Source organism: Kineosporia sp. A_224, from assembly GCF_002198655.1.
Classification (GTDB): Bacteria; Actinomycetota; Actinomycetes; order Actinomycetales; family Kineosporiaceae; genus R-H-3.
This window is the reverse complement of sequence record NZ_MWLN01000231.1, coordinates 19,741-43,583: the sequence shown is the minus strand read 5'-3', so window position 1 is coordinate 43,583 and position 23,843 is coordinate 19,741. Positions and strand designations below refer to the sequence as shown.

Here is a 23,843-nt window from a genome sequence, read left to right as displayed (position 1 = left end):
CTTCGTCGCCCCTCCTCCCAAATCCCACGGGTCAGATGACGAGCAAGGCCCCAGGCGAAGAGCGTGCCTGGGGCCTTGCTCGTCAGCGGAGGCGGCGGGATTTGAACCCGCGATGGGCTTTAAGACCCAAACCCGCTTAGCAGGCGGGCGCCATAGACCGGACTAGGCGACGCCTCCCGTGACCGGGAAAGGCTACCGGTCTCGCGTCCCGGGGGGCAAAGCGGTAGGCGTGGCGCGCGGGGGCGAGACTGGTCCCGACCGGTCGAACGTCCCGGAGAGGAGGACGGCGTGCCCGACGTCCGTGCCCTGACCCGCCGGGCGGTCACCCTGGGGGTCCTCGCCGCGGCGGGGGCGGCCGCCGCGACGGCGGTCCGCGGCAGCGGGCGGCCCGCCGGTGACGACGGTGCGGTCCTCAGCACGTCACGGCGGACGGCGTCCCCGCCGGCGCCCGGCGGCGTCCGGACGGCGCCCCTGCCCGCCCCGTCCGCGACCGGGCCCGCGGAGCCGTCGCCGTCGCCGGCCCCGGCGGACCGCCCCGAGCTGCCCCGCGGCGGCCGGGACCTCTTCCCGCGGCACCGGGTCGTCGCCTACGCCGGGCTGCCCGGGGCGCCCGCGCTCGGCCGGCTCGGGATCGGCGACCTCGACGCGCGGACCGCCGAGCTGGAGAAGCTCGCCGCCCGCTACACCGGCAGCGGCGCCGACGAGCGCGAGCCGCTGCCCGCGCTCGAGCTCATCGCCGTCGTCGCCCAGGCCCGGCCCGGCCCGGACGGCACCTACCGGGTCCGGGTCGGGTCAGAGGTCGTCGCCGCGCACCTCGCCGCCGCCCGCAGGCGGCGGGCGCTGCTCCTGCTGAACATCCAGCCCGGCCGGGCGTCGTTCCTCGACGAGGTCCGCGCCCTCGAGCGCTGGCTCCGCGAGCCGGACGTCGGGCTCGCCCTCGACCCCGAGTGGGCGGTCCGCGGCCGGGTCCGGCCCGGCGAGGCCTTCGGGTCGACGACCGGCAAGGACCTCGACGCGGTGTCGGCCTGGCTCGCCGCGCTCGTCGCGGAGCACGACCTGCCGGAGAAGCTCGTCGTGGTCCACGTGCTCGCGCCGTCCGTCCTGCGCTCGCCCGGTGCGCTGCGCCGACGGCCGGGGGTGCGCTGGGTGCGCAGCGCGGACGGGATCGGCACCAAGGCGGCCAAGCGACGCTCCTGGGAGCGGGTCCAGGCCGGCGGCGTCCGGGACCCCGCCGCCCGGGAGGCACCGACCGGGGCCGGCGTCCTGCGCCCGGGGTTCAAGCTCTTCCTCGTCGAGGACGAGCGCGGCAGCTCGCGGATCATGACGCCGCCCGAGGTGCTCGCGCTCGACCCCGCCCCGGACTACGTCTGCTACGAGTGACCCGCCCGGCTCGCCCCCGCGGGGAGCCCCGGACGTGCGGCGGCGCCGCCCGGATCGTGTCCGGACGGCGCCGTCTGGTCGTCCCCCGCCCGCCGTCGTCGACGGGTGCGGAGCAGATGGTCAGGCGATCCCGAGGCGCACCTTGAGCGCGTCGAGCTCGTCGACCAGGCTCGTCGGGGTCTTCTCACCGATCGTGGCGAACCACTCCTCGATGAGCTCGACCTCGTGCTTCCACTCCTCGACGTCGACCGCGAGCACCCGCTCGAGGTCCTCGGCCGGCAGGTCCAGGCCGTCGGTGTCGAGCGAGGCGGGCGTCGGGACGAGCCCGATCGGCGTCTCGACGGCGTCCTTCGTGCCCTCGAGCCGGCCGACGACCCACGTGAGGACGCGGCTGTTGTCGCCGAAGCCCGGCCACAGGAAGCGGCCGTCGCCACCCTCGGACTGGTCCTTGCGGAACCAGTTGACGAAGAAGACCTTCGGCAGCTTGTCCGCGTCGGCGCCCTTGCCCACCTCGAGCCAGTGCCGGAAGTAGTCGCCGGCGTGGTAGCCGATGAAGGGCAGCATGGCCATCGGGTCACGCCGGACGACCCCGACCGCGCCGGTCGCCGCGGCCGTGGTCTCACTGCTCGTCGTCGCGCCGAGGAAGACGCCGTGCGCCCAGTCGCGCGCCTGCGTGACGAGCGGGATGACGCCTGCGCGCCGGCCGCCGAAGAGGATCGCCGAGATCGGGACGCCCTTCGGGTCGTAGTACTCGGGGGCGAGGATGTCGCAGTTGCTGATGGGGGTGCAGAACCTGCTGTTCGGGTGCGAGGAGACGAAGCCGGCGTCCGGCGTCCACTCCTCGTGCTTCCACGAGGTGAGGTGCGCGGGCTTGTCCTCCGTCATGCCCTCCCACCAGACGTCGCCGTCGTCGGTGAGCGCGACGTTCGTGAAGATCGAGCGGCCCTTCTCGACGGCGCGCATCGCGGCCGGGTTGGTGTGCCAGCCGGTGCCGGGTGCGACGCCGAACAGACCCGCCTCGGGGTTCTGGGCGTAGAGCCGGCCGTCCTCACCGAAGTGCATCCAGCAGATGTCGTCGCCGATCATCTCGGCGGTCCAGCCCGGCACGGTCGGCTCGATCATCGCCATGTTCGTCTTGCCGCAGGCGCTCGGGAAGGCCGCGGCCACGTACGTGACCTTCTTCTCCGGGCTCGTCAGCTTGAGGATGAGCATGTGCTCGGCGAGCCAGCCCTCGTCGCGGGCCATCGCCGAGGCGATCCGCAGCGAGTAGCACTTCTTGCCGAGCAGGGCGTTGCCGCCGTACCCGGAGCCGTACGACCAGATCTCGCGGGCCTCGGGGAAGTGGGTGATGTACTTCGTCTCGCTGCAGGGCCACGGGACGTCGGCCTGGCCGGCCTCGAGCGGTGCGCCGACGGAGTGCAGGGCCTTGACGAACGGGGCCTGCGTGCCCATCGCGTCGAGCACGTCGGTGCCGATGCGCGCCATGATCCGCATGCTCGCGACGACGTACGCGCTGTCGGTGATCTCCACACCGAAGAACGGACGGTCTGCGTTGAGGCGGCCCATGACGAACGGGATGACGTACATCGTGCGGCCCTTCATGGCGCCGCGGTACAGCTCGGTCATGGTGGCCCGCATGTCGTCCGGGTCCATCCAGTGGTTCGTCGGGCCGGCGTCCTCCTCGAGCTTCGAGCAGATGTACGTCCGGTCCTCGACGCGCGCCACGTCGCTCGGGTCGCTGGCGCACCAGTAGCTGTCCGGCTTGCCGGACAGGCGGGTGAACGTGCCGCCCGCGACGAGCGTGTCGACGATCGCGGCGTTCTCCTCGTCGCTGCCGTCGACCCACTGGACGGCGTCCGGAGTGGTGAGAGCGGCGACCTCGGCGACCCAGGCGGCCAGTGCCGCGTGCCGGGTCGGGGCGTCGCTGATCGTGGTCCTCGTGTCGGTGGTTGTCACGGGGCTGCCCTTCCTCGTGCTCGTGCCCGCTCGTCGGGCGCTCCGGGGAACCTCCCCGGGGGCCTGTCACCGGTAGCTCGTGGCCTCGCGGCGGCTGCGTTGGCGGATCGCTTCGACCGTAGGGCTACGAAGGCTGTCCTTACCCATGACGGAGGTCCCAGCAACGTCCTGACCTGCTCTTTTGTCACTGTGACCTCGGCGACGGGCGGGGAGGCGGCACCCCCTCGGCCGGCCCTTGGGAGGATGGCCCGGTGACCGCGCAGCCGACCTCCGCCCGGGCCCCCGCCCGCGCCCTGCCGACGGTCGTCGCCGCGGTGGTCGTCGGGGGGCTCCTCGTCGGGGCCGCCCTCACCGGGCGCGCCGTGGCCGGGCCGCCGGCGGCGCCCAACGTGCTGCCGCCGCCGCAGTGCCCCGCCGTCCTCGCCGAGGCGCTGCCGGCGACGTGGCCGTCCTCGACGTACCTCGTGCCGTGGGGGCCGGTGTCCGGCCGGGTGTGCGGGTACCCCGGTGCCGCCGTCGCCGCCCCGGACGTCGCCCGCCTCGCGGCGAGCAGCACCCTCGACCCGACCGCGGCCGCCGAGCTCGCCGGTCTCGTCGAGGACCTGCCTGCGCCGCAGGCCCGCTGCACGCAGCCGGAGCCGGCGGCCGGCCCCGAGATCGGCGTCGCCGTCGTCCTCCTGCGGTACCGGCCCGGGGCGACGCCGACGGTCGGCGAGGAGCTGCGGCTCGTCGTCGGGCGGACCGGTCCGTGCGCGACGGTGTCCAACGGGCTGCGCACGGTCCAGCTGGACGAGACGACGTTCGACCGGCTCGTCCGGCTCGCACCCCCTGTGCGACAGACGTTCCTGGCCCGCTGAGCCCTGCGTCGCAGCGCCGCGGACGGGCCGTCGTCCAGGGCCCGAGGTCCCCTCGTCTCAAACTGAGACGGTCGGGGTCCCCCGCACGTCCTTAGCCTCCTCGCACAGACCTCGCCGACGGCGTCGCCGTCGGACCGGGTGGGTCCACGCAGTCACGAGGAGGTGGCGGTGAAGGCCGTCCGCGTGCACGAGTACCACGTCGACCCGAGCATCGACGACATCCCCGAGCCGACGATCACCGCTCCGCTCGACGTCATCATCAAGGTCGGGGGTGCGGGCGTCTGCCGCACCGACCTGCACATCCTCGAGGGCCAGTGGGCCGAGGCGATGGGGCCGACGTTGCCCTACGTCATCGGCCACGAGAACGCCGGCTGGGTCGCCGAGATCGGCGCGGGGGTCACGAACGTCGCCGTCGGCGACACGGTGATCCTGCACCCGCAGCCGAGCTGCGGGCTCTGCCTGCCCTGCCGGGCCGGCCGGGACATGCAGTGCCAGAACGCGTTCTTCCCCGGGCTGTCGAACAACGACGGCGGCATGGCGGAGTACCTGCGGACGACGGCGCGCGCCTGCGTGCCGCTCGACCCGTCGACGAACCCCGCGGACGTCGCGGCGCTCGCCGACGCGGGCATCACCGCATACCACGCGGTCCGCAAGGCGGTCCCGCTGCTCACCCCGGGCACGACCGCGGTCGTCCAGGGTGCCGGCGGCCTCGGCCACATCGGGATCCAGTGCCTCGCAGCGCTGACCGCGACCCGGATCGTCGTCGTCGACCGCAACCCGGACGCCCTCGCGCTCGCCGCCAAGCTCGGCGCCGACGTCACCGTCGTCGCCGACGGCACCGAGGTCGACCAGGTCAAGGAGCTCACCGGCGGTGCGGGCGCGAACGTCGTGTTCGACTTCGTCGCCGAGCAGGGCGCCGAGAACAACGGCTGGGCGATGACCGCGCCCGCGGGCTCGCAGTTCGTCATCGGCTACGGCGGCGAGCTGCGCATCCCGACCCTCGACTTCGTCGCCGGCGAGAAGAACGTCATCGGCAACATCGTCGGCACGTACACCGACCTGGCCGAGCTCATGGTGCTCGCGCAGGCCGGCAAGGTCACCCTGCACACCCAGCAGTACCCGCTCTCCGCGGCGCTCGACGCGCTGCACGACCTCGACGCGGGCAAGGTCCGCGGCCGGGCGATCCTCGTCCCCTGACGTCCCGCCCTTCCCCTGAGAACCCTTCTGCCGCAAGGAGTCTGCCATGTACGAGAAGGACGGCGAGAAGTACTTCATCGTCGACTCCCACAGCCACTTCTGGGACGCGAGCCGGGAGAACTGGAAGCCCGGCCGCGAGGAGTACGCGAAGGGATGGATCGACTGCTTCTACGGCTACCACCAGCTCGGCCCGCCCGAGACCCACTGGGACTACGAGCGCTACCTCAAGGTCGACGAGGCCGACTTCGTCCGGGACATGTTCACCGAGGGCTACGTCGACGTCGCGATCTTCCAGTCGACGTACCTCAAGGACTGGTACACGACGGGCTTCAACACCCTGGAGCGCAACAGCACCATGGTGGAGAAGTACCCGGAGCGGCTCATCGTCAACGGCCGCTGGGACCCCCGTGACGGCGAGGCCGGCCTGGAGAAGCTCGAGGCCGAGGCCGAGGCCTACAAGCTCAAGGGCGTCAAGCTCTACACGGCCGAGTGGCAGGACGGCTCCCGCGGCTGGAAGCTCACGGACCCGATGTCGTACCGCTACCTGGAGAAGTGCCAGGAGCTGGGGATCGTCAACCAGCACGTGCACAAGGGCCCGACGATCTGGCCGCTCAACAAGGACGCGTTCGACATGTCGGACGTCGACCAGGTCGCGACCGACTTCCAGGGCCTGAACTTCATCGTCGAGCACGTCGGCCTGCCGCGCATCGAGGACTTCGCGTTCATGGCCGTGCAGGAGCCCAACGTCTACGCGGGCCTGTCCGTCGTCATCGGTGGCCTCATGCACGCGCGGCCGAAGTTCTTCGCGAAGGTCATGGGAGAGCTGCTCTTCTGGGTCGGCGAGGACCGCATGACCTACGGCGGCGACTACCACATCTGGACGCCGAAGTGGCAGATCGAGGGCTTCGTCGACTGGCAGATGCCCGACGAGGAGGCGTTCAGCGACTACCCGCGGCTCAGCACGGCGGCCAAGAAGAAGATCCTCGGCCTCAACGCCGCGCGGCTCTACGGCCTCGACGTGCCGGCCGAGTGCCGGCTGCCGGAGGCACCGGTCGACGTCGAGCAGCCGGGCGAGCAGCTCGTCGCCGGGAGCTGACATGACCGTGCAGGTGTCGCCCGCGTCGGCCACGGCCGGCGCGGGCGCGCTGCGGGACGCCGTGTGGGCAGCGCTCGGGACCGTCCTCGACCCCGAGCTCGACGAGCCGGTGACGACGCTGGGGTTCGTCGAGCGGGCCGAGGTCGGGGCGGACGGCGTCGCCACCGTCCGGCTGCGCCTGCCGACGTTCTTCTGCGCGCCGAACTTCTCGTTCCTCATGGTCGCCGACGCCTTCGAGGCGGTGAGCGCCGTCCCCGGCGTGACCCGGGCCGACGTCTCGCTCCTCGACCACCACGCCTCCGCCGAGATCAACGGTGGTGTGGCGGCCGGGGCCGGGTTCGTCCAGACCTTCGACGGCGAGGCCGTCGAGGAGCTCGACGAGCTGCGGGCGACGTTCATCCGCAAGGCCGTCATGGCCGGGCAGGACCGGGTCGCCCGGCCGCTCGTCGACGCGGGGGCGACCCCGGACGAGCTGGCCACGATGCGCCTGGGCGAGGTGCCGCCGTCCGCCGACCTCGAACGGCTGCGGGCCCGTCGTCGCTTCATCGGGCAGCCCGCGGACGACGACGCCCCGCTGCTGCTGACGTTCGACGGGGTGCCGCTGCCCGTCGAGCAGGTCCCGCTGCACCTGCGGCGGGCGCGGCTCGTGCGGGTCGGCATCGAGACGAACGGCGAGTACTGCCGCAGCCTCTTCGAGGCGCGGTACGGGGGACCGGCCGCGGGCAGCTGACCCGCGGCCGGACCGACCGGCCGGATCCAGGCAGTGAGTACGGCCTGGCGCTACGGCAGCGCCAGGCCGTACTCGCGCACCTTGCGGTAGACCGTCGCGCGCGACAGGCCGAGGACCGCGGCCGCCTTCGTCCGGCTGCCGCCGGTGCTGCGCAGCGCGTCGACGATCGCGTCGCACTCGAGCGCCTCGACGGGCGTGAGCACCCGGCGGACGCCGACGAACACCTCGGCCGGCAGGTCGTCGACACCGACGACCCCGGTGCGGCGGCGCGCGAGCACCCGTTCGACGACCTGCCGCAGCTGGGCGGTGTTCCCGGGCCAGCGGCAGCGCGCGAGCACCCGCATCGCCTCGGGCGACATCGTCGGCCGCTCCTGACCTGGGCGGACGGCGACGGCGGCGAGGGCGTGCCGGACGAGGTCCGGGACGTCCTCGACGTGGTGGCGCAGCGGCGGCACCTCGACGGTGAAGGGGACCCGCTCGACGAGGTCGGCGACGTCGCCCGCGAGCGGGCCCGAGGTGACGGTGACGACGACCCAGGCGCGCTCGGTCTCCTCGCACCAGCGTCGTGGCTCGAGGACGTCGGTGAGCCGGCGGCCGGCCCCGGGCGGCAGCCGGTCGACGTCCGAGAGCACGAGGGTGCCCTCGGGGTCCGCGGCGGCCCGGGCGACGTCCGCGAGCCACTGCGGGCCGAAGTCCTCCGCCGCGAACACCTCGAAGGGGGTCGCGGGGGCGTAGGCCTCGTGCGCGGCGCGGGCGAGGGTGCGGCGTCCGGAGCCCGGCTCGCCGGCGAGGACGACCCACTCCCGGGCGGCGACGTGTCGCTCGACGGCGGACCGGCACATCGTCCAGAGCGTCCCCGAGCCGACGGCGACGGTCCGCACGTGGCGCCGGCCGGCCGGTGCGACCGGCATCCGCTGCCGGGTGCGGACGCGAGGGGCGGGTTCGCCGGTCTCGGCCCGCCCGCTCGTCGAGCGGACGACGAGGACCCCGCCGCCGGTGCCGTCGGCGGCCCAGGTCGGACGGCAGTCGACCCGGGCCGAGGTGCCGCTCGGCAGGTCCACGACGAGGCGGGTCCGCCGTCCGCCCGCCAGGGCCTCGGAGGCGACCTCGACGAGCCGGTCGTGGTCCCCGGGGACGATGAGGTCGCGGGCGCGGTCGTTGAGCATGAGGACGTCCTCGCTCACGGCGACGACGGCGTCCGGGCTGCGGCGGCACGCGGTGACGAAGTCCTCGAGGACGGCGGCCTCGCGGCGTCCGACGTGCTCGCGCAGCCGCTGCTCGACCTGCTGCGCGGTGATCGCCGTGGTCGCCATGAGGAGCGGTCCGGCGTCCCTGCGCCAGCACGTGAGGTTGAGGACGCCGACGATCCGGCCCGTCACCGGGTGCCGGACCGGGACGGCCGTGCAGGCGAGGTCCTCGAGGCCCTCGGCCCAGTGCTCGGCGCCGACGACGTCCGCCGGGCCGCGGCTCTCCAGGGCGGTCCCGATGCCGTTGGTGCCGACGTTCCGCTCGGCGTAGGAGAAACCGGGGGCCAGCCACACCCGGTCGAGGTGCTGCGCGAGGGCGGAGTCGCCGGTGCGGCGCTCGAGGACGGTGCCGTTGTCGTCGCAGAGGATGAGGCTGACCGGCTCGGTCGCGAGCAGGTCGGCGGCGGCCTCGACGACCGGGCGGGCGGCGTCCAGGAGCGGGGACGAGCGGTAGCCGTCGTTCTCCTGCCCGAGGTCGATCCGGTCGGGGGCGACGTGGTGCTCCCGGGAGCGGGCCCAGGACGCGAGGATCGGCGGCCTGACGGCAGCCGGGACCGGCTCGTCGGCGAGGAACGCCGCTCGGGCGTCCGCCGTCGCGAGGACCGGGTCTTTCCCCATGGCGTCCCCCGATGACACGGCAGTGGGTCGTTCGGGCTGAAGTCCATACTGCGGTGCCGCGGGCGATGTGGGAAGAGTGCCCGGGGACGCGAACGGCCGGGCGGGGAGGTCCCCGCCCGGCCGTTCGCGATATTCGTCCTGCGAGGACTACAGACCGAGGCGGGCCTTGAGTCCGTCGAGCTCGGTGAGCAGCGTCGAGGGGACCTTGTCGCCGATCTTGGCGAACCACTCCTCGATCTGCGGGACCTCCTTCTTCCACTCCTCGGCGTCGACCGCGAGGGCCACCTCGAGCTGCTCGGCGGTGAGGCCGAGGCCGTCGGTGTCGAGCGCGCCCGGGGCCGGGACGTGGCCGACGAAGGTCTCGGTCGCGTCGGCCGTGCCCTCGATGCGCTCGATGACCCACTTGAGGACGCGGCTGTTCTCGCCGTAGCCGGGCCACACGAAGCCGCCGTCGGCGTCGCGGCGGAACCAGTTGACGTAGAAGATCTTCGGCAGCTTGGAGGCGTCGGCCTGCTTGCCGACGTTCAGCCAGTGCTGGAAGTAGTCACCGGCGTGGTAGCCCATGAACGGCAGCATCGCCATCGGGTCGCGGCGGACGACGCCCACGGCGCCGGTCGCCGCGGCGGTCGTCTCGCTGGAGATCGTCGAGCCCATGAAGACGCCGTGCGCCCAGTCCCGGGCCTCGGTGACGAGCGGGATGGTCGTCTTGCGGCGGCCGCCGAAGAGGATCGCCGAGATCGGGACGCCGTTCGGGTCGTCGTACTCCGGCGCGAGGATCGGGCAGTTCCGGATCGGCGTGCAGAACCGGCTGTTCGGGTGCGACGAGGGCTCCTCGGAGGCCGGCGTCCAGTCGCCGCCCTTCCAGCCCGTGAGGTGCGCGGGCTTCTCCGGCGTCATGCCCTCCCACCACACGTCGCCGTCGTCGGTGAGGGCGACGTTGGTGAAGATGCTGTCCCCCTTCTCGATCGCGTGCATCGCGTTGGGGTTGGTGTCCCAGCCGGTGCCGGGGGCCACGCCGAAGAGGCCGTTCTCGGGGTTGACGGCGTAGAGCCGGCCGTCGTCCCCGAAGCGCATCCACGCGATGTCGTCGCCGAGGGTCTCGACCTTCCAGCCGGGGATCGTCGGCTGCAGCATGGCGAGGTTCGTCTTGCCGCAGGCGCTCGGGAACGCCGCGGCCACGTAGTGGACCTTGTTCTCCGGGTTGGTCAGCTTGAGGATCAGCATGTGCTCGGCGAGCCAGCCCTCGTCGCGCGCCATGACGGAGGCGATGCGCAGCGAGTAGCACTTCTTGCCGAGCAGGGCGTTGCCGCCGTAGCCCGAGCCGTAGGACCAGATCTCGCGGGCCTCGGGGAAGTGGACGATGTACTTCGTGTCGTTGCACGGCCACGAGACGTCGGCCTGGCCGGGCTCGAGCGGGGCGCCGACCGAGTGCAGGCAGGGGACGAACGGGGCGTCCTCGCCCATGACCGAGAGCACCTCGGTGCCGACGCGGGCCATGATCCGCATCGAGGCGACGACGTAGGCGCTGTCGCTGATCTCCACGCCGAAGAACGGCTTCTTCGCGTCGAGGTGCCCCATGACGAACGGGATGACGTACATCGTGCGGCCCTTCATCGAGCCGCGGTACAGGTCGGACATCAGGGCGCGCATCTCGCCCGGGTCGCGCCAGTTGTTCGTCGGGCCGGCGTCGTCCGGGTCGACGGAGCAGATGTAGGTGCGGTCCTCGACACGGGCGACGTCGCTCGGGTCGCTCGCGCACCAGTACGAGTTGGCCTTCTTCTCCAGCGGCACGAAGGTGCCCGCCTCGACGAGGCCGGCGACGAGGGCGTCGCGCTCGGCCTCGGTGCCGTCGACCCAGTGGATGCGGTCCGGCGTGGTGAGGGCGGCGACCTCGGTGACCCAGGCGACGAGGCGGGTGTGGGAGGTCGGGGCGGACTGCGCGACGACGGCCGCGAGGTCCGCGGCGGCAACGCCGGTCAGGTCGATGCCGGTGCCCGGCGTGGTGGCCGGCGTGGTCGTCCGGGTCTCGTCGGTCGTGGTCACTGGCTGCCCTTTCCTCGGGGGGTGCTTGCGGAAGCCGGATCGACCGGCTGTCGTCCTGGTTACGCGGCGTGACATCACTGGGGTGCTACATCCGTGTTACCGGCCGCTCAACCACCGTAAGAGCGGTGCCCGGCGATGTGAACACTTCCCCGGTGGGAGCCTAGTGAAACTAGTCACAAGCCCCTGACCTGCGTGAAAGCCAATCGCCGTTCTTGTGCAAAAAGCCGCTGTCGACAGCGTTGTCAGTGGGGTGCGAGGCGATGAAACCGTTTACGGAACGTCACGTGTTCACAAGGTCGCCGGTCTCCTGAGGTGCCGCCGGGACACATCGCCCGAGCGTCTCGGGATGCTGCGTCGTCACGGGCCGCGACCTCAGGCCCGGGTCAGCGCCCCGTCGAGAGCGGCCACCGGTGGCGGCCCGGACCCGGGCCGGTCCGAGCGGACGCGTGCGCTGCGGCGGCCGGCTCCCGAAACCCGATTCGGTCCCAGCGGCCCGTTCGGGTATCCTCGGTACCCGTTGCCCGGCCTGGCCGGGGAGCACGCGCCCGTAGCTCAACGGATAGAGCATCTGACTACGGATCAGAAGGTTAGGGGTTCGAATCCCTTCGGGCGCACTCGTTGAGACAGCGACCGAAACGGCCTCCGAACTGCGGAAACGCGGGGCGGAGGCCGATTTGGTTCCCGGGGTCGGCTCGCCGCCGTCCCACTACGCATCCCACTGACCGGCCCTCTTGTGCGTCAGCGACCTCGGCCGCTGGCGTCGGCGACCCGGCCGTGACTAGCGTCGATCATGCGCAGCGCACGCGGCAGCGGCTCGGTCCGGCAACGACGCCCGGGTGTCTGGGAGGTCCGGGTCGCGCTCGGACCCGATCCGGTCAGCGGCCGCAGCAGACGTCGGTCGATCACGGTCCACGGCGGTGCTGACGACGCGGTCGCCGCCCGGGCCCGCTGGGCGGACGCCGCCGGCCTGCTCCGACACGACCCGCGCCTGCGACCGGCGATCACCGTCGGCGAACTGCTCGCCCAGTGGCTCGCCACCGACCACGGCTGGCGGCCCGCCACCCAGGCCGGGTACCGCTCGACCGTCGGGTTCCTGCGCCGCGACCGGCTCGCTGCCCGGCGAGCGACCGACGTCTCCCCACCGGTACCTCGAGCGGCCTGCAGCGCGTGGCGTGCGGCCGGCGTCCCCGAACCGACGGTGTCGGCGCGGGTCCGGGTCCTGCGCTCGGCACTCGGTCACGCCTACGCCGAAGGCGTCATCGACCGGTTCCCGCTCGCCGGCACCCGAGGACCGCGCCAGCCCGGATCCCGCCTGCACGCCCCGGTGGACGTCGTCCGGGCGCTCATCCGCCACGCGGAGGACGACGTCGTCGTCGCCACCGAGGCTCGCGACGCCAGCCCGGCCGCCGCGCGTCGCCTGCACCGCGCCCAGCAGGTCCTCCTGCTCGTCCGGCTCGCCGCCGACACCGGCGCCCGGCGCGGCGAGCTCGCCTGCCTCCAGCTCGACGACCTCGACGGCGACGTCCTGACCATCGCCCGCGCTGCCTCCTGCGAAGTCGTCGGCCCGACGAAGACCGGCCGGATCCGACGGCTCACCCTCGGTGCCACCACCGCCGACCTGTGGCGCTCCATGGTCGCAACGTGGCAGGCCGCGGATCGGCGAGCGGACGAATCGGCGACCAACCCGGCGTCCGCGGGCGCATCGCCCTTCGGTCCGTGGCTGTTCTCGCGACGCCCGGACCATCGCACCCGCTTGACGGCCGGATGCGCCGGGCACTGGTTCGCCGACCTCGCCCACCGTGCCGGGCATGTCGACGTCACCCTGCACCGGCTGCGGCACACCGTCGCGACCGTCCTGGTCGGTCAGGGCGACATCCTGCAGGCCCAGCAGCGCCTCGGGCACCGCGACGCCTCGACCACCCTGCGGATCTACAGTCATGCCCTGCCGCTCACCGACTCCGACGCGGCAGCACGGCTCGACGAGCTGTACCGATGAGCGACTGAGCTCTCTGGAGAGCCCCAGCGAACGACGCGTGGCGAGGCGGGCGCGTGCGGTCACCCGGTCAGGTGCGGCAGCGTCGCAACGCAGCGACGGAGCGACGGGTGCGGAGAACGATCACTGCCGAGTGCGTGAAAGCCGCATCGCATCGAGCGTACGGGCGCGGGTCGCTGGTATCCGGCAACGACGCCAATCCCGCGGTCGCGCCCTTGCGGGACCTTGTCGCGGTGGCGTTCGGGCCCCGCCGGGCGCCGGCGCCGCGACCGAGCCCGGGGTGCCGCGACGCCTCGACCAGCTTACGGACCTACGGCCACGCCCTGCCGCCCAATGATTCCGACGCCGCGTCAAGCCGCGACCGCCTCTGCCGGCACCCTGACCCTTGTGTGGAACATGGAGCAGTAGTTGCATGAAAAGTACACTGTGTACTGTGGGAAACATGTATTGTTCGGTGCGTGGATGGTGCAGCGTATCGCCCGAGGCTTGCTGACGGCCGGCTTGCCGAGCTCATGGCGGCGGCCCCGAGCGTCATGGTCACGGGCCCACGGGCGGCCGGGAAGACGACGACGGTCCGTCGGTTGGCCGCCAGCGTCCTTCGGCTGGACGACGCGGCGACGGCGACCGTGGTGGCCGCAGACCCGGACGCGGCCCTGCGCCGTTCGATCGAGCCGGTCCTCATCGACGAGTGGCAGGAGGTCCCGCAGGTCCTCGGCGCCGTCAAGCGTGCTGTGGACGACAACCCGAGGCCCGGCCGGTTCCTGCTCACGGGGAGCGTCGAGGCGGACCTGACGTCCGCAACCTGGCCGGGAACGGGGCGGGTGATCCGCGTCGTCCTGCACGGCCTCACCCGCCGTGAGATAGACGGCCGGACCGATGGGTCGGGGCTGTTGGAGGCCGTGCTGTCCGGGGACCTGTCGGCTGTCCGGATGCCGGCGTCAGCGCCGGACCTCGACGGCTATGTGAGGCTGGCGGCCGCCTCCGGCTTCCCCGAACCGGCGTTGCGTCTGCCCGGCGACGTCCGGGAGTCTTGGCTGGACTCGTACGTCGAGCACGTCGTGACCCGCGACGTGGCGGCCGCCGGTCAGACTCGGGACCCGGTCCGGCTGCGCCGCTACCTCGAGACCCTCGCGCTGTCCACGGCCGGCCTGCCGACGGACACGACGCTGTTCGAGACGGCCGGGATCGACAAGCGGACAGCCGACGCCTACGACCGGCTGCTCTCGGCGCTGTACCTGCTCGACCTGGTCCCGGCGTGGGCGTCCAACCGGCTTTCCCGACTCGCCAAGCGCCCCAAGCGGTACCTCACCGACCCGGCGCTGGCGATGGCCGCTGCCCGGATCAACGAGACCGCGGTGCTGTCCGACCCGGATCTCCTGGGACGCGTGCTCGACACCTTCGTCGCGGCGCAACTGCGCCCGGAGGTCGAACTGCTCAGGCCACGCGCACGCCTGCACCACCTGCGCACCGAGGGGGGCCGCCAGGAGGTCGACCTCGTGCTCGACCTCGGCGCCGGCCGCCTCGTCGCCGTCGAGGTCAAGGCCGGAACCGTGCCCACACGCAGAGATGCCAAGCATCTGCTCTGGCTGCGGGACGAACTCGGCGCCGGCTTCGTCCGTGGCGTCGTCTTCCACACCGGGCCGCAGCCGTTCGAGCTCGACGAACGAGTCTGGGCGGTCCCGATCGCTGCGCTCTGGTCCTGAGCGCGAGGTAGTCAGACCCGGGTGAAGGATGCGGCGCGGTGGAAGGCGACGGTGAACCGGCGGTGGCCCTGCCTCTTCGGTGCGCTGCCGCTCTCGGCGGAGTCGGTCCAGCGGAGCGAGATCGCGTCACCTACCCTGCTCAGCGCGTCAGCACTTCACCCACTTCGCCTCGCCAGCTGTCTTCCTCCAGGCCGTCAGAGGGCGGGCGGCCGTCCCGCGGCGAGGTCGGCGAGGAGCGGGTCAAGCAGTGCCTCTTCAAAGGCCGGCCGTCCAGCGCCGGTCATGGCAGTGGCCAGGTCGGGATCCCAGGGGGTATCGGCCGCTCGCAGGTCGGCGGCGCCAGGCCCACTGGCCGAGGCGGCCGGGACCGTGAGGTTGCCGAGCGCCATGACGTAGTCCTGGAAGCCCATGCGCCACGGGACTGCGCTCGGGCAGGCCTCGAGAAGGGTGCGCACGTGTGCCAGGCCGGCGCGGTCGAAGTCGGCGCGGACGGCGATCCTCCAGCCGGTGTCGGCGAGGCGGGCGATGGCGGCCGCTTCGAGCCCGGACGGGGTGCCGACGGTGCACAGCAGCCGGATCGGCGCCGTCGATCCAGCGGCCAGCGTTGCAGCGGCGGCGGTCACCGACGGGTTCTCGGTGACGAACACCCAGGCGTCGTGCGGCGGCTGCGGCCAGGTGCAGCGGGCCAGCTCACGCGGCGGCAGCGTGACGACGGCGTCCGCCGGAACGGTCCAGCCGGACGGGTGGATGCCGAGGGCGAGCACGCCGCCGGTGAGGTCGTCGCAGTCGACCCCGAGCACGTGCCAGGCGGCGCGTGGACGGGTACCCGCCAGTCCGGTGAGGGCGAGGACGAGGCCGGCCAGCGGGGTGCCGTCGTCGAGAGCGTGCGGGTCGGTCGGCACGAGCGTGCGCCGATCGGCTCGCTGGGGCGGCTGCGGCAGGGCGGCCAGTACGCCCACCGCGTGAGTGGCAAGAGCGAACGGGTCGGGCTGCCCGGCGAGGCGGGCCGACCATCCGGTGCTGCGCAGCCGCTGCCAGACGCGCGCGCTGTCTACCCGCTCCGCAACGTGGTCCGGGAGCCGGGCCAGATGTGCCTCGAGGGCCTGCTCGAGAGACTGCAGCAACGCGTCCCGGTCGCGGTGGGCGGCTGCTCTGGTCGCCAGCCGCCGCCGCAGGGCGTGGGCCGCGACGGCCCCGGGTGTCAGTTCCGGCCCGCGGACGGTCAGCCGTGCCGTCAGATCGGCCAGTTCGACGATTCGGCGAGAGCCGGCGCGCAGCGGTGAACCCCCGAGCAGGCCCACGGCCGCGGTCCGCGCGGTGGGGTCGGCGGGGCCGGTGAGGGCCAGTCGGCCGATGACGAGGTCGGCGTCGCCGCGCCGGTCGGCCGCCGTGGCGACGCTCTCCCAGAGCCATGCCAGGTCGGGGGAGAGCAGCGGGGCGAGGTCAGCGTCGCGGCAGACACCCGAGCAGTAGGGGCACCCGGTCACGTCGAAGGACCGGTGGCTGCGAAGTGGTCGCCGGGCAGGTCGATCAGGCCGCGGATGAGCATCGGGAACGCGACGACCGTGCCGTCGGGGCCGGCCTCGAGGTCGTGGGCGTCGACGCCGTCCCAGGCGCCGGGCGCGCCGTCCCACAGGTAGCTGGTGCAGACGAGGTCGAGGTCGAGGTCTGCGAGGTAGCGGGCGAGCCCTTCGCGGCCGCGTTCGTCGACCTCGGCCGGGACCTCGTCGAGGGCGGTGAGCCGTAGCCCGGTGCCGGCGAGGCTGTCGTAGGCGGCTGCCACGGCGGCGAGCATCGGGGCCAGGACGACGAGGCGGCGTTCCCCGCCGGACAGCCCGGTGCGGGCCGACCAGCGTTGCGCGGTACCGCCCGGGCGGATGACCTCGTAGTGGACGTCGACCCATTCACGGACGTCGACGGCAGCGGCGAGACGCTCGGTCATCGACGGGCCGTCGGCGGCGGCGATGAGCTGCTGGATCGCCTGACCGATCTGGGCCTTCTGCTCACGGCTGCGGTCGGCGTCGGCGACGGTGCAGGCCAGCTCGTAGACGGTGCGGGCCGCCGGGGGCAGGTCGTCGGCGAGCCGGGCGCGGACCCGGACGCCGACACCGGACGAGGCCTCGGCGGCACGCATCTTGCGGTTGACGTCCGTCACCCAGTCGTGCAGGCGCGTCCAGGCGGTGCCGATCGCGCTGGGGAGCCGGCCGATGACGAAGTCGCGCAGGGCGCTCTCCTCCGCGGCGGCCAGGGCGGCCTGGGCGCGTTCCTTGAGCTCGGCGGCCCGGCGGGTGGCGGTGGGCGGGGTGTAGGTGACGTCGTCATGAGTGAGGACGAACGTGTCCAGCTCGCCCTGGCTGTCTCCGGGGTCCAGGGCCCACGTGCCGGCGAGGGCGGCCCGGGCGGTGTCGTACCGCTCCCGCAGTGACTTCCTGCCGGCTGAACGGCGTCCGGCCAGCGCAGCGCCGACCTCGTCAAGCGTGCCGTCGGCGGCCGTGGTCGCCCCACCGAGAATCACCTCGGACACCCCCGGGACGGTCAGCAGCGCGGCGAGTGCCGAGCGGCGGCCGTCCGCAACCGGGCGTGCGTCACGTTCGGTGCCCTGGGCCGTGAGCAGTCGTTCAGCCAGCGTGCTGACCTCGGACGTCCACCTCACGACGTCCTCCCGTGCCGGCCGGACGCGTCGGCTGGCCAGGTCGCGTTCCTCGACAGCGCGGTGGTGCTCCTCGACCGCCGTCCGGGCGTCGTCCCCGGACAGAGCCTGCAGCGTGCGGACCTTCTCGGCGGTTCCGGCGGCCTCGTCGTGGGCGTCGAGGGCGGCCATCCGCAGTGTCGTCAGATCGGTGGCCGCGGCGTCCACGGACGCGGCGTCCGAGTGCAGGCGTTCGACCCGGCGGCGCAGGCTGCCGGTGATCGCGGCGGCAGCCCGGTGCAGGGTGTCCGCGGTCCGGCCGCTGTCGGCGCGGATGGTGTCGAGCTCGTCGACGTCGGCCGGCAGGTCGCGGCCGCAGGTGCGCTCGGCCCACTCCCGCCGTGCGCCCGCGGCCGCCTCGGCTGCCTCCTGCGCGGCCGTCACGGCGTCGTGTGCCGCTCGGCTCAGCTCGTGGGCGCGGGTCGCGGCGGCCGCCCGGCGGGCTTCGTACCGCTCGAGATCGTCAGTGGTGGGGAAGGCGCCGGCACGCCGGTCGACGTTGTCGGCCCGGCGTGCCAGCCGGTCGGCGTCCTCGATGGCCGCAACCGCCTGGCCCTCAAGGACTTCCGCGTCGTGGTCGAGCTGGTCGGCGCGGGCGAGCGCGGCTGCGAGGCGTTGCGCCGCACCGATGTGCTGAGCCGGCGGCAGAGCTGTGGCGTCGTCCGCGCCGGGAGCGTGCCCCACGAGCGGTCCGGCACGGAAGGTGCCGTCCCGGCCGATGACGATCGTGACGCCTTCGTCCTCCGAGCCGGTCCCGCCAGGTCCGGCGGATGCGTCGTCGGGCGCGAGGCCGGGTCGGGGCTCCGCGGACTCGCGCACCGCGATACGCCTCAGGACGTCGGCTGCCACGTCGGCCAGCGGGTGCGTGGGGTCGACGGTCAGGACGCCGGCGAGGCTGGCGGTCATCGGCAGGCCGAACGGGCCCACGCGCCACGACGTCGTCTCGGCCCCGCTCGACGACAACGTCGCGGCGAGCAGCCCTGAGGCAGCCAGAGCGGTTTCGACCAGAGCCCGTTCGCGCGGGTCGGAGCAGGTCGGGGCCCACTCGAGAGCTACGGCAAGGGACCGGCTGTCGTCGTGGTCGTCGAGCCAGTGCGGTCGGGGCAGGGGAAGCGGCCGTCCGGCGCGCAGTTCCGCCGCCTCGGTCCGCAGCGAGACCGCCTCGGTGCGTAGGGCCTGCGCGGTGGCGAGACGCTGGCGGCGTTCCTCGGTCAGTCGCGCGCAGATCCTGGCGGCCCGGCCTGCCGCCGCGGCTCTCCACGACCGGACCTCGTTGACGACCTGGGAAGGTTCGGCGCCGCGAAGATCGTCGACCAGTCCTTGTGCCAGACGGTCATCCGGTTCCTCGGCGTCCGCGTCGCCGGACCCGGCGGCCCGGCTGTCGTCGTCGCTCGTCCGGTCGTCGCCGATCCGGTCGTCGTCTCCCCAGGCTCCGACGGCGTCCAGCAGTGCGTCCGCGGCCCGGACGGCCTGGGCCGTCGCGCGCTCGGCTTCCTGCCGGGCGACATCGGACTCCCGTTCGGCGCGGCCGGCTGTCTGCTGGGCAGCGTCAGCCGCGCGCTGGGCGCCGGCAACGGCGCTGCGATGGTCAGCGAGTGCGAGCTGGGCGTCGGCGGCCCGCTGGGTGTGGGCGCGCGCGAGTGCCGTCCACCCGGCGGCCGCGTCGTCGAGCCGCGTCGTACCGTTGTCCAGGTCGACGGCCGGGCCGGGATCGGCCGTGGCCTGACCGACGGTGACCGTCGCGCGGGGCCGGGTGGACCAGCGCAGGATCGGCTCGGGGAGCGCTGCAGCGGGGTCTGCCGATGTGGCCGTCAGCAGGACCTCGTCCAGGTCGTGGTCGATGTCCGTCAGAGCATCCCGCAGGTCCCCGGTGCGTCGCCGGACCTCGGCGGCCGAGGTCAGCAGTCGTGCGGACGTGTCGTCGGCGAGCCTCTGCTCGGCTGTTAGCTGTTGCTCCAAGGCCGACAGGGCGCCGGCAGCGCGGTAGGCGTCGCTGTGCTCGAGGGTCTGGATGCGGGCATCGAGGTCGCGCAGCCGGTCGGTGACCTCTACGTCGACCGCGTGCGCGGTCTCCAGAGTGGCCAGTGCCTTCTCGTGGTCGCGTTCGATCGCGCGCCGGGCCCGGACGGCGCTCGTCACGGCTGCCTCAGCCTCGACGGCCAGCCGGTGCAGATCGGCGACGACGGCGACGACATGACCGGCCCAGGTGGCTGCGAACGCGTCCAGCACGTCGGCGGCCTGGCTGTCGCGGGCGAAGGCCTGGCGGGTGGCGTCCGACTCCGCCAGCGCCTCGGCGGTCGCTGTCACGACGTCCTCCGCGACCGTCGGAAGTGCCTCGCGCAAGGCTTCGGCCGCAGCACGCGGCGAGACGTCTCCGAGCAGTGACGGGTTGCGGACCGCGCGGATCCGCTGGGCGAGGTCGCGCAGCTGCGTCGGCGTGGTCTGCCAGACCTGCGCCGCCAGGTGGGTGAGGTACTCGTCCTCGTCGTCGAAGAGCTGTCCTCCCACACGCTCGACGGTCTCGGTGAACTGCTCCAGCGTGAGTGGCGCCCGGTCGGCCCCGTGCAGCGCGAGGTCGGTCAGCGGTGTGCCGGGGATCGTGAAGGGCAAGACCTTGACGGTCGGGGTGGCGCCGTCGGAGTACTGCAGCCGGACCCCGAAGCTGCGACGGCCTTCGGATCCGGGACCTTCCAACGTCATCCAGACGTAGCCGTAGCGCCGCTTGCCCGTCGCACCTTCCCGCATCAGTGAGGCGAGCGAGGTCGTCCGGGCCTTGCCCGCGACGAGCTGCCGCGCGTTGAGGTCGAGCAGGTAGGGCCACAGCGCTTCGAGGGCCGTCGTCTTGCCCGTGCCGTTGGGGCCGCGCAGGAGGAGGCGTCCGCTGCCGGCGTCGAGGACGAGGTCTCCGTAGCGCCACACGTTCGACAGGCCGGCACCGATCAGCCGCCATCGGCCACCGAACCGCTCGGGGTGCCCGGAAGGGGGCTGGAGGTCGTCGTCTGCGAACAGCGGCGTGGGAAGGTCGAGTGTCACGGCGTGCGGTCCTTCCTGGAGCCTGCACCTGTCGCGGGCGCTGCGGGCAGACCGTCGGCGTCAAGGGTGAGGACGGTCGCGTCCCTGCGGCTGCCGGTCCTAGGTCGTCGACGCTGAGCCCGCGACGCCCCATCACCGCCCGGGGAGGGCCCGGCAGCGTGGGATGCCGCGGGCGCCCGCCAACGCCCTGTGGCTGGGGAGAACCACCACATGCCGTCATCGGCCACGCGCACCAGATCCAGCCCAGCGAGCAGCGCCCGGGTCTTGTCCGCCAGCCCTTCGGGATTGTCGACGTCCTCGCCCGCCCAGCCGCCACGGCCGGCTCCGAACCGTTGACCCCACTGCGTCAGGCGATCGACGACATCCTGGTGCGAGATCCCACGCCACCCAGGTCGGGTCTCGTCAAGATCGCCGTGCACCGCGGCCTCGTCGCACAGCAGCAGGGCGGCATGGCCGACGGTGCCCGGTGTCGGGAAAGGCAGTGGGCCGAGCTCCTTGGCGTGGCGGAACGCGTCGGACGGGACGACGAACGCCGCCCCCTCACCACGACGCTCGAGATGCAGACCGAACGCCGCCGCCAGCGGCGCACCGTCGTCGCCGCGGACCCGACGCCGTAGCCAGTCCGCCTCTGCCGGATCGAGATCCCCGGCGTGGACCAGCGTGTCGTCCACGAGCCGCCGCCGCATCCGCCGAGCGGCGTCCGGCTCCCGCTCCACCATCGCGAGCCACACCTCGGCGTCGGTGACCGGGTCGGCGTCGGCGAAGTTCGCCACGACATGCACAAGCCGGGTGTGGTGGACGGCAAGCAGGACGGGCGCGTCCTCGTCATGGACGAAGCCGTCGACATCTCCGTCCATCTGCTCGACGACCCCCCGCTCGTCGAGCATCTTCAGAGCGGCGGCGATGGCACGACGCTCACGGACGTCGGTCGTGACCGGAAGACCAGCCTCGCCGGCTGCCGCCCGTGCGGCGGTGACCAGGGTCGCGAGGGCGACCCTGGGTGGCATCGACTCCGCGGCCGCGACGAGAAGGAAGAACCAGGAGCAGCTCGCCGGGCTCGGAGCGGATGCCGCCCACGCGGCCCGTCGGGGCGGCGGTGACTTCCGCAGCCGCACGAGATCCCGCTCCACCACCAGGACCCACCCCAGACGGGCGAAGGCATCCCGGACGGCGTCAGCATTGCGGCGAACCGCGGCGATCGCTTCGTCGTCCCGTCCTGCCACCAGCCACGGTCGGGCGGCGAGCAGCCGCAGCACCGCTGCAACCTCCGCGCCGGCCTCGATCGACCACGCCCGCCGTCCGCGGGGACGCCCATGTGCGGAGAGTTCGCCGGCGCCCTTGCCCGCCGACTCGGCGTCCGCGCGGGTCTCCTCGGCCGGTGTGCCGTTCCATCCGTCCCATCCGTCCCGTCCGTCCAGTCGGTCGGCGGTCATGCGACACCTCCTGCCACGAACCGGACGTCCACGATCGTGTCGCTGTCCGCACCAGCGGTGTCGGGGGGAGCGGCGCGGCTCCCCGCAGCGTGGAAGACGATCGCGCGGCCGGGCAGCCACAGCCGCCACGTCGCCGTCCGCACCGTTCCCGTATGGCCGGGAACGACGAATAGCGAACAGGCCAGCCCGTCGCGATGAGCCGACCGCCGATCGCGTCGCCCACCGGATACCGAGGATGCCGATGAGCGGACCGCCGCCATGAGCGACGCGAGGGCCACTCGCCCGGCCGCAGCGGACAGGACGTCACCCGGACCCGTGGCGAGGATCTCGGCCAACGCCGCACCGTGCTCCGCGGCGCGCAGCCGGCGGCGCTCGGCGACCTCGGCCCGCGCGGCCGCATCGTCGCGGGCCGCCGGCGGGCGACCCCGAGCGCCGGTCCGGCCGGTCGCCCGCAAGAGCTCCGGGACCGTGACCGTCGGCCCGCCACGCCATGGCAGCAGGCCACCAAGATCCTCGTCGTCCGCGTCGCCGTACAGCTTCCGCCACGGATGGTCGCCGACCGCAGCCAGGAACAGCGCCGGACCGACACGAGGCTCCGCGCAGGCGCGAGCCAGCTGCAGCGCCCGGGCCCGGCTCGTGGCCGCCGAAGACGACGCGTGCAACCGACGAAGGTTCGCATGCATGCCGGGCAGTGCGCGCACCAGGCGCAGAGCGAACCGTGCCGCCCTGCCCGTGCTCGGGTCGCACCAGGCAAGCAACCCCCGCCAGTCCGCGGCCCGTCCTCCGCGGGACGCGGTCAGCGCGCCACGGTCGATGAGTGCCCGGGCGTCGGAGGCGTCGACGGCGGTCTGCGCGACGGCCGTGAACACCGGTGAGAGTAGAAGCAGCGCCCGCCGCGCGCGAGCTGCACCCGTCTCGAGCTCGGCGGCAACCCGGGTCGCGTACTCGACCAGGAGCTGCTTGAGCTCTCCGGTCGACGCGTCGTCCAGGTCGAACCGGTCCGCCAGGCCCGCGAGCGTGTCCTCTGCACCGACCAGCGCAGAGTCGAGGTCGTCATGACTTGTGAACAACCGACCCACGAGCTCCGCCACCTCGTCAGCAGGCAGCCGGACCCGGTCGCTGCCTTCGGGCAGCCCCGAGGCGAGACGTTCCAAGGCATCGACGACGCGCGCCAGGCTCGACAACGGGATCTCCCGCATCGTCGGTGTAGCGGCCAGCACGTTCGTGTAGAACCGCTGGACCTGCCGGCCCGCCGGAGTCGCCGTCCACCGCCAGTTCCGGGCGAGCAGGTCCGCGTGCCGCAGGATCTTCGAGGTGTCCGTGCGCGCGGTCGCGGCCGTCCAGTCCCGAAGTTTGTCAAGCCGTACCTCCACCGTGCGCTCGTCGAGCGGCCGACCCGCCTGGGTGAGGGCCTGTGCCACTTCACCCGGCGTCAGATCGGTGATCGACCCCTCGAGGACGGCCATCACCGCGATGTAGTCGTCAGCCTCAGGGGCGACCAGGTACGCCGTCGCCCGCCGTGAGTCCGTGACGGCGACCGTGAAGGCCTCGTCGGCGGCGGGATCGGCCACGATCGCTCCTCGGGGCACGTCGTCTCTTGCGGCGTCCTGATCGACACCGCGGGATCGGTGCGACCACGACGGCACGCTACGACGCACCCCCGACAGCTCGGGCCGCCTTGGCGGAACCGGCACCCCAAGTCTGCCCCAAAGTCATCCTTCGGGCAGCGTGCTCCGACGCATCTGCGCAGATCAGAGCCTTGGTGAGCGGCGAGCGAGAGTCCGCTACGGATCAGAAGGTTAGGGGTTCGAATCCCTTCGGGCGCACTCGTTGAGACAGCGACCGAAACGGCCTCCGAACTGCGGAAA

Annotated in this window: 14 protein-coding genes and 2 tRNA genes; 8 read left to right on the top strand and 8 right to left on the bottom strand. The window is 73.1% G+C overall.

Going from position 1 to position 23,843, the window contains the following annotated elements:
* Positions 1–86: 86 nt before the first annotated feature.
* Positions 87–177: transfer RNA gene (locus tag EDJALFJO_RS31285), tRNA-Ser, on the bottom strand.
* Positions 178–288: 111 nt separating this feature from the next.
* On the opposite strand from EDJALFJO_RS31285, the gene EDJALFJO_RS31280 reads away from it, so the two are divergent.
* Positions 289–1,380 (top strand): hypothetical protein, encoded by a 1,092-nt coding sequence (locus EDJALFJO_RS31280; RefSeq protein ID WP_198950817.1) that lies wholly within the window; start codon positions 289–291, stop codon positions 1,378–1,380.
* Between the two features lie 120 nt (positions 1,381–1,500).
* Here EDJALFJO_RS31280 and EDJALFJO_RS31275 read toward each other — a convergent pair whose 3' ends face one another.
* Positions 1,501–3,336 (bottom strand): phosphoenolpyruvate carboxykinase (GTP), encoded by a 1,836-nt coding sequence (locus EDJALFJO_RS31275; RefSeq protein ID WP_088290528.1) that lies wholly within the window; start codon positions 3,334–3,336, stop codon positions 1,501–1,503.
* Between the two features lie 251 nt (positions 3,337–3,587).
* On the opposite strand from EDJALFJO_RS31275, the gene EDJALFJO_RS31270 reads away from it, so the two are divergent.
* The 4 genes from EDJALFJO_RS31270 (at position 3,588) to EDJALFJO_RS31255 (ending at position 7,216) form a co-directional block, all read left to right on the top strand.
* Positions 3,588–4,193, top strand: coding sequence for a hypothetical protein (locus tag EDJALFJO_RS31270; RefSeq protein ID WP_088290526.1), 606 nt, complete (start codon positions 3,588–3,590; stop codon positions 4,191–4,193).
* A 168-nt stretch (positions 4,194–4,361) separates the two neighbouring features.
* Entirely contained in the window at positions 4,362–5,390 is a 1,029-nt protein-coding gene (locus EDJALFJO_RS31265; protein WP_088290524.1) for an NAD(P)-dependent alcohol dehydrogenase, read from the top strand.
* Positions 5,391–5,436: 46 nt separating this feature from the next.
* Positions 5,437–6,486, top strand: a complete 1,050-nt coding sequence (locus EDJALFJO_RS31260; RefSeq protein WP_088290522.1) for an amidohydrolase family protein — start codon at positions 5,437–5,439, stop codon at positions 6,484–6,486.
* Position 6,487: 1 nt separating this feature from the next.
* Entirely contained in the window at positions 6,488–7,216 is a 729-nt protein-coding gene (locus EDJALFJO_RS31255) for a metal-sulfur cluster assembly factor (protein ID WP_088290521.1), read from the top strand.
* A 50-nt stretch (positions 7,217–7,266) separates the two neighbouring features.
* Here EDJALFJO_RS31255 and EDJALFJO_RS31250 read toward each other — a convergent pair whose 3' ends face one another.
* Both EDJALFJO_RS31250 and EDJALFJO_RS31245 read right to left on the bottom strand, forming a co-directional pair.
* Positions 7,267–9,081, bottom strand: coding sequence for a sigma-54-dependent Fis family transcriptional regulator (locus tag EDJALFJO_RS31250; RefSeq protein WP_088290519.1), 1,815 nt, complete (start codon positions 9,079–9,081; stop codon positions 7,267–7,269).
* Between the two features lie 147 nt (positions 9,082–9,228).
* Positions 9,229–11,061: a phosphoenolpyruvate carboxykinase (GTP) gene (locus EDJALFJO_RS31245; RefSeq protein ID WP_369812595.1), complete on the bottom strand. Its 1,833-nt coding sequence runs from the start codon at positions 11,059–11,061 to the stop codon at positions 9,229–9,231.
* A 604-nt stretch (positions 11,062–11,665) separates the two neighbouring features.
* Between EDJALFJO_RS31245 and EDJALFJO_RS31240 the strand changes: the two genes are divergently transcribed.
* From EDJALFJO_RS31240 to EDJALFJO_RS31230, 3 genes are all read left to right on the top strand, one after another.
* Positions 11,666–11,738: transfer RNA gene (locus EDJALFJO_RS31240), tRNA-Arg, on the top strand.
* Between the two features lie 176 nt (positions 11,739–11,914).
* Complete coding sequence (locus EDJALFJO_RS31235) at positions 11,915–13,120, top strand: site-specific integrase (protein ID WP_088290515.1); 1,206 nt, start codon at positions 11,915–11,917, stop codon at positions 13,118–13,120.
* Between the two features lie 509 nt (positions 13,121–13,629).
* Positions 13,630–14,820, top strand: coding sequence for an ATP-binding protein (locus EDJALFJO_RS31230; protein ID WP_369812594.1), 1,191 nt, complete (start codon positions 13,630–13,632; stop codon positions 14,818–14,820).
* A gap of 194 nt (positions 14,821–15,014) precedes the next feature.
* Here the strand turns inward: EDJALFJO_RS31230 and EDJALFJO_RS34705 are convergent, their stop codons facing one another.
* Genes EDJALFJO_RS34705 through EDJALFJO_RS31205 form a run of 4 tightly spaced genes read right to left on the bottom strand, consistent with a single transcriptional unit; the run spans position 15,015 to position 23,546 of the window.
* Entirely contained in the window at positions 15,015–16,307 is a 1,293-nt protein-coding gene (locus tag EDJALFJO_RS34705; protein ID WP_158220636.1) for a DUF2399 domain-containing protein, read from the bottom strand.
* The gene (locus EDJALFJO_RS31215; RefSeq protein WP_088290509.1) at positions 16,304–20,542 is read right to left on the bottom strand and encodes an SbcC/MukB-like Walker B domain-containing protein; all 4,239 of its coding nucleotides are present in this window, start codon (positions 20,540–20,542) and stop codon (positions 16,304–16,306) included. The genes EDJALFJO_RS34705 and EDJALFJO_RS31215 overlap by 4 nt, the downstream gene beginning before the upstream one ends.
* Entirely contained in the window at positions 20,539–21,975 is a 1,437-nt protein-coding gene (locus EDJALFJO_RS31210; RefSeq protein WP_088290507.1) for a TIGR02678 family protein, read from the bottom strand. Before EDJALFJO_RS31210 ends, EDJALFJO_RS31215 begins: the two co-directional genes overlap by 4 nt.
* Positions 21,972–23,546 carry a DUF2397 family protein gene (locus EDJALFJO_RS31205; RefSeq protein ID WP_198950816.1) on the bottom strand — a complete coding sequence of 525 codons (1,575 nt, stop codon included), beginning with the start codon at positions 23,544–23,546 and terminating at the stop codon, positions 21,972–21,974. The genes EDJALFJO_RS31210 and EDJALFJO_RS31205 overlap by 4 nt, the downstream gene beginning before the upstream one ends.
* Between the last annotated feature and the right edge of the window lie 297 nt (positions 23,547–23,843).